General features: G+C 65.7%; 18 protein-coding genes. 12 read left to right on the forward strand and 6 right to left on the reverse strand.

All coding sequences use genetic code 11. The annotated features are described in order from the left end of the window. Positions 1 to 28 precede the first annotated feature (28 nt). Genes C8348_RS19525 through C8348_RS19545 form a run of 5 tightly spaced genes read right to left on the reverse strand, consistent with a single transcriptional unit; the run spans position 29 to position 3,707 of the window. Positions 29 to 1,006: a DMT family transporter gene (locus C8348_RS19525; protein WP_106754984.1), complete on the reverse strand. Its 978-nt coding sequence runs from the start codon at positions 1,004 to 1,006 to the stop codon at positions 29 to 31. Further along, entirely contained in the window at positions 990 to 1,403 is a 414-nt protein-coding gene (locus C8348_RS19530; protein WP_106754985.1) for a thioesterase family protein, read from the reverse strand. Before C8348_RS19530 ends, C8348_RS19525 begins: the two co-directional genes overlap by 17 nt. Continuing rightward, positions 1,384 to 2,745 (reverse strand): aminotransferase family protein, encoded by a 1,362-nt coding sequence (locus C8348_RS19535; RefSeq protein WP_106754986.1) that lies wholly within the window; start codon positions 2,743 to 2,745, stop codon positions 1,384 to 1,386. The genes C8348_RS19530 and C8348_RS19535 overlap by 20 nt, the downstream gene beginning before the upstream one ends. Positions 2,746 to 2,756: 11 nt before the next feature. Continuing rightward, positions 2,757 to 3,209, reverse strand: a complete 453-nt coding sequence (locus tag C8348_RS19540) for a 3-oxoacyl-ACP synthase III family protein (RefSeq protein ID WP_106754987.1) — start codon at positions 3,207 to 3,209, stop codon at positions 2,757 to 2,759. A 27-nt stretch (positions 3,210 to 3,236) separates the two neighbouring features. After that, positions 3,237 to 3,707 carry a thiolase family protein gene (locus C8348_RS19545; RefSeq protein WP_106754988.1) on the reverse strand — a complete coding sequence of 157 codons (471 nt, stop codon included), beginning with the start codon at positions 3,705 to 3,707 and terminating at the stop codon, positions 3,237 to 3,239. 177 nt (positions 3,708 to 3,884) lie between these two features. Between C8348_RS19545 and C8348_RS19550 the strand changes: the two genes are divergently transcribed. The 11 genes from C8348_RS19550 (at position 3,885) to C8348_RS19600 (ending at position 14,139) form a co-directional block, all read left to right on the forward strand. Further along, positions 3,885 to 4,808 (forward strand): LysR substrate-binding domain-containing protein, encoded by a 924-nt coding sequence (locus C8348_RS19550; RefSeq protein WP_106754989.1) that lies wholly within the window; start codon positions 3,885 to 3,887, stop codon positions 4,806 to 4,808. A 128-nt stretch (positions 4,809 to 4,936) separates the two neighbouring features. Then, positions 4,937 to 6,124, forward strand: coding sequence for an acyl-CoA dehydrogenase family protein (locus C8348_RS19555; RefSeq protein ID WP_198647153.1), 1,188 nt, complete (start codon positions 4,937 to 4,939; stop codon positions 6,122 to 6,124). A 206-nt stretch (positions 6,125 to 6,330) separates the two neighbouring features. Next, positions 6,331 to 7,368: a zinc-dependent alcohol dehydrogenase gene (locus C8348_RS19560; RefSeq protein WP_106755015.1), complete on the forward strand. Its 1,038-nt coding sequence runs from the start codon at positions 6,331 to 6,333 to the stop codon at positions 7,366 to 7,368. 181 nt (positions 7,369 to 7,549) lie between these two features. Beyond that, a complete protein-coding gene (phnF, locus tag C8348_RS19565; protein WP_106754991.1) occupies positions 7,550 to 8,296 on the forward strand; it encodes a phosphonate metabolism transcriptional regulator PhnF in 747 nt (248 codons plus the stop codon). Continuing rightward, positions 8,289 to 8,741 (forward strand): phosphonate C-P lyase system protein PhnG, encoded by a 453-nt coding sequence (phnG, locus tag C8348_RS19570; RefSeq protein ID WP_106754992.1) that lies wholly within the window; start codon positions 8,289 to 8,291, stop codon positions 8,739 to 8,741. Before phnF ends, phnG begins: the two co-directional genes overlap by 8 nt. Positions 8,742 to 8,769: 28 nt before the next feature. Continuing rightward, positions 8,770 to 9,354 carry a phosphonate C-P lyase system protein PhnH gene (gene phnH, locus C8348_RS19575; protein ID WP_106754993.1) on the forward strand — a complete coding sequence of 195 codons (585 nt, stop codon included), beginning with the start codon at positions 8,770 to 8,772 and terminating at the stop codon, positions 9,352 to 9,354. Continuing rightward, on the forward strand, positions 9,354 to 10,460 hold the full coding sequence (locus C8348_RS19580; protein WP_106754994.1) for a carbon-phosphorus lyase complex subunit PhnI: 1,107 nt from the start codon (positions 9,354 to 9,356) through the stop codon (positions 10,458 to 10,460). Before phnH ends, C8348_RS19580 begins: the two co-directional genes overlap by 1 nt. Further along, complete coding sequence (locus C8348_RS19585) at positions 10,457 to 11,374, forward strand: alpha-D-ribose 1-methylphosphonate 5-phosphate C-P-lyase PhnJ (RefSeq protein ID WP_106754995.1); 918 nt, start codon at positions 10,457 to 10,459, stop codon at positions 11,372 to 11,374. Before C8348_RS19580 ends, C8348_RS19585 begins: the two co-directional genes overlap by 4 nt. Further along, complete coding sequence (locus tag C8348_RS19590) at positions 11,371 to 12,198, forward strand: ATP-binding cassette domain-containing protein (protein WP_106754996.1); 828 nt, start codon at positions 11,371 to 11,373, stop codon at positions 12,196 to 12,198. The genes C8348_RS19585 and C8348_RS19590 overlap by 4 nt, the downstream gene beginning before the upstream one ends. Before the next feature lie 20 nt (positions 12,199 to 12,218). Further along, positions 12,219 to 12,980 (forward strand): phosphonate C-P lyase system protein PhnL, encoded by a 762-nt coding sequence (locus C8348_RS19595; protein WP_106754997.1) that lies wholly within the window; start codon positions 12,219 to 12,221, stop codon positions 12,978 to 12,980. Beyond that, entirely contained in the window at positions 12,967 to 14,139 is a 1,173-nt protein-coding gene (locus C8348_RS19600) for an alpha-D-ribose 1-methylphosphonate 5-triphosphate diphosphatase (protein WP_106754998.1), read from the forward strand. The genes C8348_RS19595 and C8348_RS19600 overlap by 14 nt, the downstream gene beginning before the upstream one ends. Positions 14,140 to 14,493: 354 nt before the next feature. Here the strand turns inward: C8348_RS19600 and C8348_RS19605 are convergent, their stop codons facing one another. Continuing rightward, entirely contained in the window at positions 14,494 to 15,303 is an 810-nt protein-coding gene (locus C8348_RS19605; protein ID WP_198647154.1) for a class I SAM-dependent methyltransferase, read from the reverse strand. A 558-nt stretch (positions 15,304 to 15,861) separates the two neighbouring features. Between C8348_RS19605 and phnD the strand changes: the two genes are divergently transcribed. Further along, positions 15,862 to 16,785, forward strand: a complete 924-nt coding sequence (gene phnD, locus C8348_RS19610) for a phosphate/phosphite/phosphonate ABC transporter substrate-binding protein (protein WP_157950483.1) — start codon at positions 15,862 to 15,864, stop codon at positions 16,783 to 16,785. The last annotated feature ends 23 nt before the right edge of the window (positions 16,786 to 16,808 follow it).

Consider the following 16,808-nt stretch of genomic DNA (forward strand, 5'->3'; position numbering starts at 1 on the left):
TTCGGTGCAGGTTGATAAGGACATGAGGTCACAGGCAGGCGTCGCTCAGACGCTCCGGGCGGGGCGGGCGCGTGGCAATCCAGATGGACGCAAGGACAAGGGCGATGCCGAGGATCTGTGCCGGCGAGAGCGCTTCCCCGAGCAGCAGATAGGCAAGCGGCGCGGCCACAATCGGCTGGATCAGAAGGACAATCGAGCTTGAGGTCACAGGCAGCGTCTTCAGCGCAACCGTCACCAGCCCCTGCCCCAGCACCTGCCCGACCAGCACCAGCACCACAAGCAAGCCGATGCTGCGGGCATCGGGTGGCACGATCTGCGCCTGCCACAGCAGTGTCGGCGCGAGGCAGAGCGTGCTTCCGGCCGTAACGGCCACCATGATCTGCAAGGTCGATGCGCCCGCCTGCTTGAGGCGGCGGACGGTGACCAGATACGCGCCGTAGAGAAGGCCTGCGAGCAAGGCGATCGCATCACCGGCAACGCTGCCCCCTTCCGAGATCACCGATAGCCCGACCAGAAGCACAGTTCCCGACAGGGCAACCGGCAGCGACCACCAGAAATTGGCTCCAGGGCGGTCAGACAGCCCAAGCAATCCGAACACACCGATAAAGAACGGCGCGCAGTTCGTGAAAAGCGTCGCAACAGACGCGTTGGTCAGACGGATGGCGGCATGCATCGCCAACAGATCGGCCGCAAAGAAGCCAGCCGCCAGCGCGTAAAGCCACAGGGCCGGCCGGCCAGCCGTTTGCCGCGGCTGGCCGTGCACCCGAGAGGCAGCCGCCCCACCCGCCTCCGTCGCCAGCATCAGGGCGGTGAAGATCGGAGCAGCCATCGCCACCCGATAGAACGCCGAGACATCGGCCGGAAGCGGCAGGGCTTTGACCACAACAGGCGCCAGACCCAGGCAGATCCCGCCTGCGGCAAGCACCACATAGGCTTGCGGCACGCTCAAGGTGGGGCCGCCGGAAACGCCGGCGGTCACGGTCCAGGGTCTAGGCAAAGGGGTCATGGCGGTCTCGCTTGGCTTCGAAGCGGGCCAGAAAACGCCCCTTGTCAACGATGGCCCGGGTGTGTGTTCCCGATGCAATGACCCCCTCGCCGTCCCTCGCCTCGATTGAGAACGTGAGGATCTTGTCCTCGATGCGGATCAGCTCCGCTTCGAGCGTCACGTTCCAGCCCTTTGGCGTCGGGGCGAGGTGGCGCATGTCATGGCCGTAGCCAAGCGTCATCTGGCCGGCCTGCAACGTGCCCTCGATCGCACGCATCGCGGCCAGTTCCCCGAGCCACAACAGCACGGGGGTTGCCAGGACCGGGACATCGTTGCGCCAGTTCGTTGCCAGATCGCTGTCTTGCACCTGATGGACGAGAACGCCTTTGTTGCGCGACTTAAGCGGCACGAACGACATGGTACGTCTCCTCTGCGGAATGGGTCTGCTGCAAGCCGGACATCGCGTTCGCAAGTGCGCGCGCAAGTCGCTCGACCAGCGCGTCGAGCACCGCCTTCGGCGTGTTGAACGGGGGGGCAACAAGGATGGCATCCCCCCGCGAGCCCGCGATGAAGCCGGACACCGGATAGACGATGAGATCCTCGGCGAAGGCGCTGCGCACGACGGCATCCGCCAGCCGGGTCTCGGCCGGCCAGGGATCAAAACTAATGTCATCACGCACCAGTTCCAGCCCCCACAGCATGCCTTGGCCCCGCACCTCTGCGACGTAGGGCAAGTCCTCGGCCATTTCGCGCAACCGCTCGCCGAGATAAGCCCCCATCGTTGCCGCCCTCGGCACCAGCCCCTCGTCCTCCAGCACGTCGAGGACGGCATTGGCTGCGGCCGCGGCAACCGGATGGTTCGAGTGGGTCTGTCCGAGGGCGAAGCTTGCCCGCTTCGAGGTCAGGACACCTGCAATGCGCGCATTGGCAAGAATGCCTGAAATGGGCAGGTACCCGGCATTGAGGCCCTTTCCCAGGCACACGATGTCCGCTTTCACGCTGCCATGGTCCATGCCAAGCCAGCGCCCTGTCCGTCCGAGGCCGGTCAGGACCTCATCGCCAATCAGAAGGACATCGTGCCGGTCACAGATGGCACGCATGGCCGCAAAATAGCCGGCCGGAGGAACGATTGCGCCGCCCGATGCGCCCACGATGGGTTCAAGGATGACCGCTGCGACATTGCTTGCCCCAAGGCGGAGAATCTCGTCCTCGACAGCCTGCGCGCAGGCAAGACCATGCCCTTCTGCGTCCTGACCGGGACCGGCCCGCAGCGGATACGGCGTCGGCAGGGTCGGCTCGCCAGGCAAGGCGCCCCCGGCCCGGCGGCGCGGCCAATGGCCGGACAGCGCCAGGGCACCCGTCGTGGACCCGTGGTAGGAAATCTTGCGGCTCAGAATGCGCGTCTTGGACGGCTGGCCGGCCTCCCGCCAGAACTGCTGTGCCAGGCGAATGGCCGTCTCGACAGCTTCCGAACCGCTGTTGACGAAGAACGCTGCCGCATAGCCAAGCTTTGCGCAAAGCCGGTCCGCCAGCTGCAGGGCGGGCGCATTGGCGAACTGGGTGCGGTACAGGAAGCTCGCCGTTTCCATTTGCCGCCGGACCGCATCGATCACATGCGGGTGACCGTGTCCGATCGAACAGGCAATTGCACCGGATGATCCGTCAATCCATTCACGGCCATGCGCATCCCGGATGAAGGGACCGCTGGCAGTCTGGGCAACCGGATAGGTTGCTCCGACCATGGGCATCAATAGCGTCATGACTTCCTCCCTCAGTTCCAATGGTGGATGGCAGCACCGGCGGTAAATCCGGCCCCGGCAGCGGCAAAAAGCACACGGTCCCCGCGTGACAGCCGGTTCTGGCGGATCGCCTCGTGCAGGGCGATCGGGATGGTCGCGCCAACGGTGTTGGCATAGCGGTCCATGGTCAGCTGGAAGCGGTCGAAGGGGATCCCGGACCGTTTCGCGATATCCGCCAGCAGGCTGCGCGAGGGCTGGTGCGGAACGACCACGTCGACATCCCCCGGCTCAAGACCGTTCCGGCTGAGCACACGCCCGATGCAGGCCGGTACCGCTTCGGAGGCAGCCCTGTAGACGCCGGGGCCGTCCATCTCGAACCGGTCGGTCTGGCCCTTGATCGTGAATGCCTCCCGATCCCGTCCGTCTGTGAACAGCTCGGCATCGAACCCCGCATTCCGCCCGGCTGGTGCCGCCTCGATCAGCACGGCTCCCGCGCCATCTCCGAAGAAGACTCAGTCCCGGCGCTGCCAGTCAGTGGCACGCGAAAACACGTCGGCACCGACCACCATCGCCCGTTTGAACGGCCCCGTTGCCAGCATTGCGGCCGCGGCCGTGAGCCCGAACAGGAACCCGGAACAGACGGCGGAGACATCAAATGCCACGGCATTGGCAAGACCCGACTTCTGCTGGGCAAAGCAGGCCGTCGCCGGTGCCCGGCGATCCGGACTTGCCGTGGCAAGGATGAGAAGATCGACACTTCCCGCATCGACACCCGCCTTATCAAGCGACGATGCAACAGCTGCGGCAGCCAGGTCAGAGGTCTGGATCCCCTCGCGGGCGACATGGCGGTGCCGGATCCCAAGGGTGTCGGCCACCCAGTCCGGATCAATGGCCGGATTGTACCTTTGCTGGATGTCTTCATTGGAAACGATTAGATCTGGAAGGCAGATCCCGGTCGACAACACTCGAAAGCTCGGTTTCATCTCGCATCTCCCTGCAACGCGGTTCCGTAGCGGCAACGGCTTGCATCAAGCCATCCTGAATTGTACCATTCGATCAATTACCCCCTTGAGGTTGCATTATTGTTGCGCCCTCGTTCGGGGGAACGGAAATGAGTTCGATTCATCGCTGCGATGAGCGGCCGTCATCGGGGATCGAAAATGGGCCTGGTAAATGTCGACGTAGACCTTCTGCGCACGCTGCTCGTCGTTGCGGACTTGAGGAACTTCACGTCAGCCGGTGAGAAACTGCACCGGACACAATCCGCGATCAGCCTTCAGATCAAACGCCTCGAGCAGATCGTCGGAGAGCGGATTTTCGACCGGGGCAGTGGCAAGGACATCCGCCTCACCAAGACCGGCGAGCTTGTGCGGTCATACGCTGCCGAGATCCTCAGGCTGAACGACGCCCTGGTCCAGGAGATCCAGTCAGGTTCCCAGCCGACGGTCATGCGGATCGGCATGCCGGATGATTACGCGGATGTGCTTCTGCCGAAGGTGATCGCCGAACTGGCGCGGCGAAACGAAAAGATCGAGATGCAGATCATCACCGACCTCTCGACAAGGCTCGGGTCGCTTGTTGACACCGGCCACCTCGATCTTGCCTTCATGACCCGGGACGCCGGCATTGCCGGGCTCAGCCTGCTCGAGGAGCGGCTCAGTTGGGTCTGCGCACCACAGGCACGGCTGGCCGCCGACAATCCGCTTCCCCTGGCCCTGTTTCCCGAAGGGTGCGGCGTGCGGCGCAACGCGCTTGATGCGCTCGATGCGGTCGGCAAGCGATGGCATATCGCCTACTGTTCGGCAAATTTCTCGACGCTGAAGACGGCAATCCTCGCCGAACAGGCCATTGGCGTGCTGCCGACACGCGCAATTCCGGACACTATGATCCCCCTCGGGCCAGACGACGGCCTGCCGGAGCTGCGGAACTCGGAATTGCTTGTCCAGGTCAGCTCACAGGCAACGCCAACGGTGCTGAGGCTGGCGTCGCACCTGTTGCGCGCGTTCGAGGTCGAACTGACCACGGGCGAGATCGCCCATGTGCCGATGCCCCGGCCGGGACAAGCCGCGCCCAACCGGCATTGACGCGGCTTATGCAGAGGCGAAGGAGAACTCATTTCTATCTCCGATAAGATTGGGACACCGTCATGGCCATCGGATCGGGAGCCTTTCAGCCGGCCCCCGCCGCAACTCCGCAAAGGAAGGGACAGGCCATGCAGTTCGAGTTCAGCACGCAGCAGCAGATGATGTTCGACCGGTTCGCGGAACTTGGTCGCCAAGCAGCCGCCAGCGCCGGTCAGCACGACGCCGCCGGCAGTTTTGACCGCGGCACCTGGCAGCGTCTCGCCGACGCCGGGCTCTGGCGCATCCCAGTTCCCGTGGCACTTGGCGGACTGGGCGGCACCTGGGCCGACTGTGCTACGGCCATGGAGGGCGTTGCCACAACGGCCGAAGACCTCGGGTTTCTGGTCACGATGCTTGGGCACATCGGGTCCCTTCGCATCATTCTAGAGGACGGCACTCCGGCCCAGCAGGCCCGCTGGCTCGAACCGATCATGCGCGGCGATGTCGGGGTCACCGCCATGACGGAGGCGACCGGCGGCTCGGACCTCGCCCGCATGCGGGTCGCCGCGACGCCGGATGGATCAAGCTGGCGGCTTGATGGCGAAAAAGTTCATATCACCAACGCGCCGATTGCGGCCCTCGGCATGATTGCCGGCCGCATCCCCTCCCTCGGCGCCAAGCGGGATATCACGCTGTTCTTCGTTGATCTGGACCAGGAGGGCATCACGATCGGCGAGACCGAGGACAATCTCGGGATCAGGACCAGCCCCACCGCCAACATCCGCTTCGACGGGGCAAGGCTTGACCCGATCAACATCGTCGGCAAGCCCGGTGATGGCCTGAGTGCCCTCTATCGCATCATCGCCTTCGAACGGGCGCTCTATGGCATCATGGCAGCCGGTCTGATCGAGAACATGATTGCCAAGGCCATGGCGCGCGTTGAGGCACGCATGGCCTTCAACCGGCCACTGGCGGACTACCAGTATGTGCAAGGGCGGATTTCCGACATGAAGATCGCTTCGGTCGTCTGCCGCCTGCTGACCTATGCGGGCCTTGAGAAGCTCTCAGCCGGCAGCGAAGATGCCTCCATCGTCTGTTCGGTCGGCAAGTTCCTGGCTGGCGAGAAACTGCTTGAAGCAGCCGAGCACCTTGTGCAGCTGCATGGCCATCTCGGCTACATGAACAATGACCTCAGCCGTCACCTGCGCGATGCTGTCGGCATGCGCATTGCCGGGGGAACCAGCGACATTCAGCGGATCAACATCTTCAACCAGATGCGTCAGCAGCATGCGCGCCGCTGGGCCAATGATACCCCCCAGACCGTTGCTGCGGAATGATGAGCCGCGACGGGCCGGTCGTTCAGCCCGCCGCCAGCTCCGCCCGGCCGGATCGGCACGACCATGACATGCAGATCGTGAAAGGGGTTGATCTGGCGCAAGGCTGCAGCCGGTCGCTCAAGCTAGCGTTCCGGTTGTCCAGCCTTGCGCGCAACACCAGGGCCAAAGGACATCGCTCTTTCCTCAATCCAAGGAAGAAAGACAAAATGTCAGCGACACCCAAAACTGCGACCATGAAAGCTGCGGTGGTCCGCGCCTTCGGCGCGCCGCTCGACGTTTGCGAGGTCGCCCGTCCCGTCGCCCTCCCCGGCAAGATCGTCGTCAAGGTGATGGCCAGCGGCGTCTGCCACACCGACCTTCACGCCGCCGATGGGGACTGGCCGGTGAAACCCAATCCTCCCTTCATTCCCGGCCATGAAGGCGTCGGCATCGTCTGCGAGGTCGGAGCCGGCGTGAAGGGCATCAAGGAAGGCGACCGGGTCGGCATGCCGTGGCTGCACTCCGCCTGCGGCCATTGCAAGCACTGCGTCGGCGGCTGGGAAACCCTCTGCAACGAGCAGCAGAACACCGGCTACAGCGTCAACGGCGGCTTTGCCGAGTATGTGCTGGCTGACCCCGGCTATGTCGGGCATCTGCCGGCCGGGCTCGATTTCGCGCCCGCTGCACCCGTGCTCTGCGCCGGTGTCACCGTCTACAAAGGCCTGAAGGAAACAGAAGCCCGCCCCGGCGAGACCGTTGCCATCATCGGCATCGGCGGGCTTGGCCACATGGCCGTGCAATATGCCAAGGCCATGGGCCTGCATGTGGTCGCCGTCGACATCCATGACGACAAGCTCACCCTTGCCCGCAATCTGGGTGCCGACCACACCATCAACGCCCTGACCACGGACCCGATTGCCGAGATGCAGAAACTGGGCGGGGCCGAGGGCGTGCTGGTTACGGCCGTTTCCACCAAGTCCTTTGCACAGGGCTTCGGCATGCTGGCCCGGCGCGGCACCATGAGCCTCGTCGGCCTGCCGCCCGGAGACTTCCCGCTGCCGATCTTCGACACGGTGCTCAACGCCAAGACCATTCGCGGCTCCATCGTCGGCACGCGCAATGATCTGGTGGAAAGCCTGGCTTTCGCCGCCGAGGGCAAGGTAAGTGCCCATTACGCGCTGGACCGGCTGGAGAACATCAACGCGATCTTCGACCGGATGCGCCAGGGCGCCATCGACGGACGCATAGTCCTGTCCATCAACTGATTTCTTTGGAAATGAAGCATGGTCGCGCCGTCTGCTCCGGACAGCGCGGCCCGACAATCTGAGCCTCCAAAATCCTGCACCGCAGAGCCGTCACAGCAACAACAGTCCCCGTCACGTCACGGGCCTGTCACGCAAAGCCGGTAAGACCTCCAAAGTCATTCGAATGAATTGGAGGCAATATATGGTGCGCGAAACATGGCAGACGATCCGCGACCGTCTGGCCGCTGAAATCCTGTCTGGCGCGCTGGCCCCTGGCGCACAGCTGCCGACAGAGCCGGATCTCTGCACCCGTTTCGGCGCCGGCCGTCATTCCGTCCGCCGCGCCATCTCCGCCCTTGCGGTCGAGGGCAAGCTGCGCGTGGAGCAGGGCCGCGGCACCTTTGTCGAAAGCGCACCTCTCATCAACTACCAGATCAGCCGGCGCACGAGGTTTCGCCAGAACCTTTTGAGCCAGGGCGTAACGCCTGCGGGCGAACAGGTGACCGATGACGTGATCGCGGCGCCGCGCCGTGTCGCAGAAGCCCTCAGTCTTCCCGAGGGCACGAGCGTTCACCGGCTCATGCGCCGGGGCCTGGCCGATGGCGTCCCTGTCAGCCTCGGCGTTGCCTACCATCCCTTCGCCCTGTTCCCTGATATGGCGGAACTGCGCCGGTCGGGTCGGTCGGTCACCGACATCTACCGCAGCCACGGCATTACCGACTATCTGCGCAAGAGCACGACCATCTATGCCCGCCGACCGACGGTCGAGGAAGCCAGGCTGCTGAAACAGCACCCGGACCAGCCGGTCCTTGTCGTCACCAAGACGGACGTCGACATGTCCGGCCGCCCCATCGGCTACTCCCAGGCCATCTGGGCGGCTGACCGCGTCCAGTTCACCTTCGATCTTCCTGAAGCAAACGAAATCCGGAGCCCCGACCAGGATGACTGACGCCGCTCACGCCGCAACGACTGTCGCCAACCACGGCGACTTTCTCACCGCCCTCTCCCACGCCGATGCAGAAAGCGTGAAGCGCTTCGCCGAAGGCCTGCTGCCGCAGCTGGGAGCCATCGAGGTCCTGCGCAGCCGCACCGGCCTAGTCATGCTGCCGTTCCGAGACACGGTGAAAGGCACCGATTTCCACCTCGGCGAGGTGCTCGTCGCCGAAGCCGAGGTCCGCCTCACCGACCACGACGCCACCGGCTACGGCATGGTCACGGGCCGCGATCTGGAATGGGCGATGGCCATGGCACTGATTGATGCCGCCGCGACGGCCGACCTCGCGCCTGCGGCCATCGACGCCTTCGTGACCGGGCTGGAGGCGGCCAATGCCGACCGCGACCGGGCGCGCCTGTGCGCCGTCGAGGCCACCCGCGTCGACATGGAAACCTTCTGATCCTCATCCTCGTCACGGAGACCCGCTCATGGGTGCCCTGCCCCCCAGTTCCCACGCCCTCATCACCGCCCCCTTGCGCGGCGCGGACGAGATCCGCGACAACACGGCCTTCGAGGCGATCCTCTGGGCGCTGAGCCGTCCTGGTGAGATCCGTCATCTGCCCGAACCCGGTCCCCGCACGATCCTGCTCGCGCTCGTCGACCGCGAATGCCGCGTCCATGCGGATGATGCGGTCATCGGCGAGCTGGCCGCCTGGACCGGCGCGACCCTGACGCCGCTGGCGGGCGCCGACCACGTCTTCCTGTCGCTGGAGCCGGGCGCCGACATCGCCCGCCTCAACACTCTGAAGGTCGGCTCCGCGCTCTATCCCGATGATGGGGCCACCGTGGTCGTCGAGGCCCGGCTTGGCCGTGCCGAGGGCGACGGCCAGCGCCTCAGCCTGTCAGGTCCGGGCATCGAGACCACCCGCGAGATCGCCGTCGCCGGCCTGCCGGCGGGTTTCTTCGCCCTGCGCGACCGGCTCTGCCGCTACCCGCTCGGCTTTGACCTTTTCATCGTCGATGGCAGCGATGTCATCGGCCTGCCCCGCTCGACCCTGATCGAGGTGCTCTGATGGCCTATGTCGCAACCCGTGGCGGGGAAAAAGCCATTGACCAGTCCGAGCGCCTCTACCGCGCCGACATGGGCACCATCGATGCCGGGCGTATTGCGGAAATCCGCCGCGCCCTGCCCTGGCTGATCGACCGGGTGATGGGCGAGGCCTCGCTCTACGAGGCCGATCTGGCGGCGCTGGCGCTGGCCCAGTCCGGTGGCGACCTCTACGAGGCGGTGCTGCTGCTGCGCGCCTGGCGCACCACCCAGCCGCGCCTCACCATCGCGGAGCCGGTGACGCAGGACAAGCTCTTCACCCACCGCCGCATCTCCGCCGCCTTCAAGGACATCCCCGGCGGCCAGATCCTCGGGCCCACGCTCGACTATTCGCACCGGCTGCTCGCCACCGGCGTGCTCGAGGGCCGTCCCTTCGTGCCCGCGGCGGTCGAACCGGCCACCACGCCCGCCCCGGCTGAGCAGCCCTCGCTGGCCGCCTGGCAGAAGGCGCAAGGCCTCGTCGCCGATCCGGCGCGCGAGGATGTCGCCCTCGACGACATTCCCGACCTGACGCGCGAGCCGCTGCTGTTCCCGGCCAAGCGCGCCCACACGCTGCAGAGCCTCGCCCGCGCCGACACCGGCGGCGTGCTGGCGCTCGGCTATTCCGCCATGCGCGGCTATGGCAACGCCCATCCGACCGTCAACGAGCTGCGCCTCGCTGAGGCCGAAGTGGTCGTCCGCCATCCGCGCGGCACCATGTTCAGCGCCGGCCGGGTCAAGGTCTCGCAGGCAGAAGTGACGTCCAAGGGCCGCTCCGGCCAGCTGGATCTCGGCTTCTGCGCCACCTTCGGCTGGAACGAGATCAAGGTCATCGCCGGCGCCACGCTCGATCTCAACGCGCCGGATGCGCCGCAGAACTCGCCGGTCAACGAGGAGTTCTTCCTCTACCACACCGAGCCGGTCGAGGCCTCGGGCTTCTGCATCCACTTCAAGCTCCCCCACTATGTCACCTTCCAGTCGGCGCTGGATGCCCTGCGCGACGCCAAGGCGAAGGCCGCAGCCTCGGACGCGGCGTCCACAGCGTCCGCCCCTGCCCGCCAGCCGGCCGTGACCGAAGAGGTTCCCGCATGACCAGCCTTGCCAGTCTGACAAAGCCCTGGGAGGCCTTCTCCTACGGTTTCCTCGATGCCTCGGCCAAGCGCGAGCTGCGCCGCAAGATGCTGAAGGCGGTCGCCGTGCCCGGCTGCCAGATGCCCTATGCCAGCCGCGAGGTGCCGATTGCGCGCGGCTGGGGCACAGGCGGCCTGCAGGTGACCCTGACGCTGCTGAAGCCCACCTCCGTGGTCAAGGTCATCGACCAGGGCGCCGATGACAGCGTCAACGCCGCCTCGATCCGCAAGTTCCTCTCCCGCGTCTCCGGCGCCGGCAAGACCTGGGACACGGGCGAGGCGACGATCCTGCAGTCGCGCCACCGGGTGCCGGAGGAAGTCCTGCGCGAGGATCAGATCCTCGTGCTGCAGGTGCCCAACCCGGAACCGTTGCGTCCTGTCGAGCCCAACATGTCGGTCGCCCGCCAGATGCACGCCGATGCTGACTACGGCCGGCTCTGGCTGACGCTCTACGAGCAGATGGTCCGCTCCGGCCGCATCATGCAGGGCGCGGCCTATCCGAGCCTCGTCAACGGCCGCCATGTCATGACGCCCTCGCCGATCCCGCGCTGGGACGTGCCGAAGCTGCATATGGCAAGGCACCTCACCTTCCTCTCGGCCGGCCGCGAGAAGCGCCTCTATGCCGTGCCGCCCTACACCCGGGTCGAGCCGCTGGTCTTCTCCGACGTGCCCTACAAGGTCGAGGAACACCACGACCTCACCTGCCACCGCTCCGGCCTCACCGGCTATTTCATGAACGAGATCCCGCAGAACGACGGCTCGTCCAGCTTCGAGGTCTCCGACAGCCACTTCGGCATCAAGGCCATCCGCCGCAGCGAGGGCGAGGCCCTGGCCCCCATCGACACCTGGTACAAGAACGGAGAGCTCCAGCCATGACCGCCCAAAGCCCCGCGCCGCGCGGCGAGGCCGCTCCGCGCCAGCTGCCGCAGTTGATGACGACGCCGCCGATTCTCACCATGCGCGGCATCACCCGCCGCTTCGGCAAGGTCACCGCGCTTGAGGACGTGGATGCCACCGTCTATCCGGGCGAGGTGCTCGGCATCGTCGGCGAGAGCGGCTCCGGCAAGTCGACGCTCCTGCGCATGATGAACCTCGAGGACACGCCCGACACCGGCACCTACGAGCTGGACCTGCCGGGCCTTGGCGGCAACCTGTTCGGCCTCGACCGTTTCGAGCGGCGCATGCTCTGCGCCCGCAACATCGGCATCGTCTACCAGAACCCGCATCTCGGCCTGCTGATGCGCCATTCCTCCTCCGGCAACGTGGCCGAACGCCTGCTCATCGCCGGCGAGCGCAGCTTCAAGGTGCTGCGCGACAAGGCCCGCGAGGCGCTGGACGCGTCCGAGTTCCCGCTGGAGCGCATGGATGCCCGGCCCATCGAGCTGTCGGGCGGCATGCAGCAGCGCGTGCAGCTCGCCAAGGCCATCGCGCTCGAACCGGCGCTCCTGCTGCTCGACGAGCCGACCACCGGGCTCGACGTCTCTGTCCAGGCCCTCGTCCTCGACACGCTGAAGCGGCTGCAGCGCGACCGCTCCATCACCATGGTCATCGTCTCGCATGACCTTGGCGTCATTCACACCATGGCCGACCGGGTCATGGTCATGCGCCGCGGCCGGGTGGTCGAGCAGGGGCTGGTCGACCAGGTCTTCCAGGACCCGCAGCACGAATACACCCAGCAGCTCGTCCACGCGAAACTTTGACAGCTAAGGATCACGCTCGTATGACCCCGGTTCTCGACGTGGAAGGCCTGTCGAAGCGCTTCCACATGTATCACCTCGACCAGGACCTGCACGCCTTCAGCGGCATTTCCTTCCGTCTTCACGCCGGCGAATTCCTGCTGCTGCGCGGCGAAAACGGCGTCGGCAAGTCCACCCTCCTGCGCACCCTCTACCGCAGCTACCTGCCCCAGGCCGGTCACATCTGGTACCAGGCCGCAGAGGGCCGCATTGACCTTGCCACCGCTGCCGACGTGGACATTACCTTGTTGCGCCGCCGCGACATCGGCTTCGTCACCCAGTTCCTCGTTGCCCGTCCGCGTGTGGCGGCCGACGAGATCGTGGCCGAACCGCTGCGCCGCGCCGGCGTGGCTCAGGCGGAAGCGCTGGACGAGGCTCGCCGCTGGCTCGGCGAGTTCGGCGTCAAGCGCGACCTCTGGCGCGCCTATCCCACCACCTTCTCCGGCGGCGAGCAGCAGAAGGTGAACCTCGCCCGCGCGCTGATCCTGCCGCAGAAGCTCCTGCTGCTCGATGAGCCGACCGCCTCGCTCGACGCCGGCGCCCGTGCGGCGCTCGTCCGCCGCCTCGCCGATCTCAAGTCCGCCGGGGTCGCCATGATCGGCGTCTTCCACCATCCCGGCGACGTGGCCGACCTCATTGACCGGGAAATCCTCCTGACCACCCAGCGCCTGCCGGATGAAGCTGGCGCTGAAACCCAAGCCGCCCCCAAAGCCGCACCTGGAGACCTTGAGCATGTGGCTGTCTGATTTTCGCATCGTCACCCCGACCGAGGTGATCGAGCACGGTTCGCTGCGCATCGAGGACGGGCACATCGCCGAGCTGCGCGAGGGCCCCGTCGCCGGCGCCAGCCTTCAGGGCAACGGCCTCCTGCTCCTGCCAGGCTTCGTCGACATGCACGGCGACATGGTCGAGCGCGAGGTCGAGCCGCGTCCCAACGTGCCGATGCCGCTGGAACTGGGCCTGCGCGACCTCGACCGGCGCCTGGCCGGCGCCGGCTTCACGACGGCCTATGCCGCCGTGTCCTTCAGCCCCATGTCGACCTATGGCCACCTGCGCAGCTACGAGCACACCAGCGCGGTGATCCGCAAGCTCAAGGCCATGCGCGACAGCCTCAACGTCGACCACCGCGTCCACGCCCGCTTCGAGATCACCTTCCCCAAGGCGCTGGACGTCATCGGCGAGCTGATTTCGGAAGGCACCGTCGACCTCATCTCCCTGACCGACCACACCCCCGGTCAGGGCCAGTACCGCGACATCGAACGCCACGCACAGAAAATGGCCCGCGAGAAGGGCATGAGCCGCGAGGAGGCCGCCGAGGCCATTGCCCGCCGCATCGAGGAACGGACCCAGCCGGCCGACGTGCTGGCCGCCACCCTCTCGGCCATTTCCGACCTGTGCCGCAGCCATGGCGTGGCACTCGCCAGCCATGACGACGACACGCTGGCCAAGGTCGCGCTGATGCAGGGCCTCGGCGTCGTCATCAGCGAGTTTCCGGTGACGCTCGAGGCCGCCCGGGAGGCCCGCCGCCTCGGGCTCGCCACCGCCATGGGCGCCCCCAACGCCCTGCGCGGCCAGTCCTACTCCGGCAACCTGTCGGCCCGGGAGGCCCATGCGACCGGTGTGCTCGACATGCTGGCCTCGGACTACCATCCGTCCGCCATGCTGCCGGCGCTCCTGGAACTGGCGAAGACCGATCCCGCCGGCCTGCCCGGCGCGGTGCGCCTCGCCACCCGCAACCCGTCCGAATCCTTGGGTCTGACCGACCGCGGCAGCCTCGAGACCGGCCGCCTTGCCGACCTTGTCATTGCGGATGAAACAGACATTGGCCATATCCGCGCCACCCTGCGCCAGGGCCGGTTCATCTACTCCGACGGCTCCCTCGGCAGCACCCTGCGCGCCGCCTGACCAGCTGCGGCTCGATCAGCCAACGCCCATGCTCACCCAGCCCGCCCTTGTGGGCTGGGTAATCGCTGGTTGGGCCAGAAGGTTTCACCCTGCCGGAGCCTCTCGGCTCCCCTCCCCCTCGTGGGGAGGGGGTTGGGGGTGGGGGGAGCGGACTTAAATCCAGGGTAAATACGTTGCGGATTGGGCGTACTTCGGACGCTTTGCGACCCAACGTCTGCCCGTGCCCCCCCACCCCTTACCCCTCCCCACGAGGGGGAGGGGAGCTGAGAGGCCTCGAAAACCGTCTGGCCGCACATGCGACAGCCCCCGGTGAGGGCAGCGAGTAGCCCCTCCCCGCACCCGACCAGCCCCCGCTCAGCCGCCCTTGGCCGACCGGGCCCGGCGTTGCGTCCACCGCACCAGCGTGTCGAACTGCACCTCCATCCGCGCCTCGCCGGAGAGCCCGTGCCGGGCGCAGATCTCCAGATAGTCCGCCATCACCCGCGACAGCCCGAGACGCCGCACCACCGCCCAGACGGTCGCCCGCGTCAGGTAGAAGTCGATCAGCTCGCGCGCGGTGAAGGCACGCGACCAGGGCCAGCGCCGGCTGTGCGCCGTCAGGAACCCGTCTAGGCCGGAGAGCTCCGTGTGGCTCGGCTCCTTGCGCAGTTCGCGGGCTTCCAGCTCCACCCGGCTCGGATAATGCTCGCTGACATAGGCCTCGAAGTCGTCGAAGATCTGCGCCGGCCGCCGCCGGTTGCGCACCAGCGCCAGCACGCCCCCCGGTGCCAGGATCCGCGCCGCTTCGGCATAGAATTTCGGCCGGTCGAACCAGTGCACCGCCGAACAGGCAACCACCAGCGAGGCAAAGCCCGATGGCAGCGCCAGCTGCTCGGCCGGCGCTGCGATGATCTGCACCTGCGGCGTGGTGCGGAACCTTCGCATCAGCACCCGGCGCATGTCCTCGCCCGGTTCGCTGGCGATCACGCTCCAGCCCTCGCCGAGGCCGGTCAGCAGGTTGTCGGTCGAGTTGCCCGGCCCAGCCCCAACGTCGACGGCCACCCGAAGACCCTGCCGCGTCGGACAGGTCTGGGCCAGATGCGCAAACACATCGCAAGGGTACCCGGGACGATTGGCTTCGTAGAACTCGGCCAGTCCCTCGAACTGATCGGCAGTCTCGATCATGATTGCGCTTTCGGCGGACGGTGCCAGCAACAGCAAAGGTCCGAAATTGGTTCGAATGACTTTGCGCCAAACCCATGACAGTTCCGCGACCAGCAGATGAACTTTCCATGTCATTCACTTCCCGCACGGACATCCGAAGGTAACCTAACATTCTGTTTTCAATAACTATTCCGCCGCCCTCTGATCAGCTCGCCTCTTTGCCATAAGCGGCCCAAGTCCATGCCTGTGGCCCACCCGGTGTGTGCGTCACAGGTCCGTCACAAAAAGCCCAACGAAAATTCATTCGGATGACGCAGCGCTGTTACAGAGGCGAGGCAGTGTGCCCGTCATGAAGCAGGTCATCATGTCTGTGCCTGGCCAAGGCCGCACGATCATGCCGACTGGCTTGGAAGAACGACGGTTTAAATTAGCCAACCACCTACCAACCGCCTGCAAACTATGACGAAATCTGAGCAATCAGGCAGTCATAAAACAACAATGCAAAGAATATAGATAAAACGCGGCGTTGGAACACCGGTTGGCAACGAGCCATCACGCAACTTGCATCAGGAGCAGATCGTGTATAGCAAGATTTTTACTGCCTTTGCCGTAGCAGCAGCTACCTTTACTGCAACGACGTCGGCCTTCGCTGATTGGCGTGACCAGATCCCGGTCGTCCGCGTCGGCATCATCGGCGGCGAGAACGAAGCCGACCGCCTGAAGCGCCTGTCCTGCCTTGAAGTCAAGATCAAGGAAAAGGTCGAGCTTCCAGTCCAGTTCTTCCCGGCTACCGACTACGCCGGTGTCATGCAGGGCCTGCTCGCTGGCCAGCTCGAGATGGCCGGCCTCGGCCCCGTCGGCTATGCCGGCATCATGCTGCAGGACGAGAACGCGGTCGAGCCCTTCGTCGTCAGCTCGAATGTCGACGGCTCGCTCGGCTACTATTCGGTCATCATCACCCGCGCTGACAGCGGTATCACCGACCTTGAAGGCCTGAAGGGCAAGTCGCTGGCCTGGGCCGATCCGAACTCCTCGTCCGGCTATCTTTATCCCAAGGCAGGCCTGGAACTCGCCGATATCAAGATCGACGAGTATTTCAGCTCGACCGGTTTCTCCGGTGGCCATGAGCAGAGCGTTCTGGCCGTGCTCGACAAGCAGTATGACTCTGCTGCGACCTGGTCCTCCATGATGGGCGAGAAGGCCGAGGGCTACACCCGCGGCAACATCCGCCGCATGGTCGATAAGGGCATGTTGAAGATGGACGACATCAACATCGTCTGGCAGTCCGGCCTGATCCCGAACGGCCCGACCGTGATCCGCAAGGACCTGCCGGCTGAGTTCAAGGCTGCGATGCTGGATCTCTACACCAACCTGCATGTCTCCGACCCTGAGTGCTACAAGGCCGTCATGGGCGGTGAAGGCGCCGGTTACGTCGTGCCGCCGGTCGGCTTCTATGACGAGACCATTGAACTGCGCCGCCGCGAAGTCGCCGGTTCGCGCTGATCACGAGTGTCTTGGACGGGCGG

It is taken from the genome of Pannonibacter carbonis (assembly GCF_003012935.1).
GTDB classification, from domain to species: domain Bacteria; phylum Pseudomonadota; class Alphaproteobacteria; order Rhizobiales; family Stappiaceae; genus Pannonibacter; species Pannonibacter carbonis.

Bases quoted from the DNA above. Each gene is read 5' to 3' on its own strand.
- C8348_RS19525 (WP_106754984.1), bottom strand. From the start codon at position 1,006: ATGACCCCTTTGCCTAGACCCTGGACCGTGACCGCCGGCGTTTCCGGC.
- C8348_RS19530 (WP_106754985.1), bottom strand. From the start codon at position 1,403: ATGTCGTTCGTGCCGCTTAAGTCGCGCAACAAAGGCGTTCTCGTCCAT.
- C8348_RS19535 (WP_106754986.1), bottom strand. From the start codon at position 2,745: ATGACGCTATTGATGCCCATGGTCGGAGCAACCTATCCGGTTGCCCAG.
- C8348_RS19545 (WP_106754988.1), bottom strand. From the start codon at position 3,707: ATGAAACCGAGCTTTCGAGTGTTGTCGACCGGGATCTGCCTTCCAGAT.
- C8348_RS19550 (WP_106754989.1), top strand. From the start codon at position 3,885: ATGGGCCTGGTAAATGTCGACGTAGACCTTCTGCGCACGCTGCTCGTC.
- C8348_RS19555 (WP_198647153.1), top strand. From the start codon at position 4,937: ATGCAGTTCGAGTTCAGCACGCAGCAGCAGATGATGTTCGACCGGTTC.
- C8348_RS19560 (WP_106755015.1), top strand. From the start codon at position 6,331: ATGTCAGCGACACCCAAAACTGCGACCATGAAAGCTGCGGTGGTCCGC.
- phnF (WP_106754991.1), top strand. From the start codon at position 7,550: ATGGTGCGCGAAACATGGCAGACGATCCGCGACCGTCTGGCCGCTGAA.
- phnG (WP_106754992.1), top strand. From the start codon at position 8,289: ATGACTGACGCCGCTCACGCCGCAACGACTGTCGCCAACCACGGCGAC.
- phnH (WP_106754993.1), top strand. From the start codon at position 8,770: ATGGGTGCCCTGCCCCCCAGTTCCCACGCCCTCATCACCGCCCCCTTG.
- C8348_RS19580 (WP_106754994.1), top strand. From the start codon at position 9,354: ATGGCCTATGTCGCAACCCGTGGCGGGGAAAAAGCCATTGACCAGTCC.
- C8348_RS19585 (WP_106754995.1), top strand. From the start codon at position 10,457: ATGACCAGCCTTGCCAGTCTGACAAAGCCCTGGGAGGCCTTCTCCTAC.
- C8348_RS19590 (WP_106754996.1), top strand. From the start codon at position 11,371: ATGACCGCCCAAAGCCCCGCGCCGCGCGGCGAGGCCGCTCCGCGCCAG.
- C8348_RS19595 (WP_106754997.1), top strand. From the start codon at position 12,219: ATGACCCCGGTTCTCGACGTGGAAGGCCTGTCGAAGCGCTTCCACATG.
- C8348_RS19600 (WP_106754998.1), top strand. From the start codon at position 12,967: ATGTGGCTGTCTGATTTTCGCATCGTCACCCCGACCGAGGTGATCGAG.
- C8348_RS19605 (WP_198647154.1), bottom strand. From the start codon at position 15,303: ATGATCGAGACTGCCGATCAGTTCGAGGGACTGGCCGAGTTCTACGAA.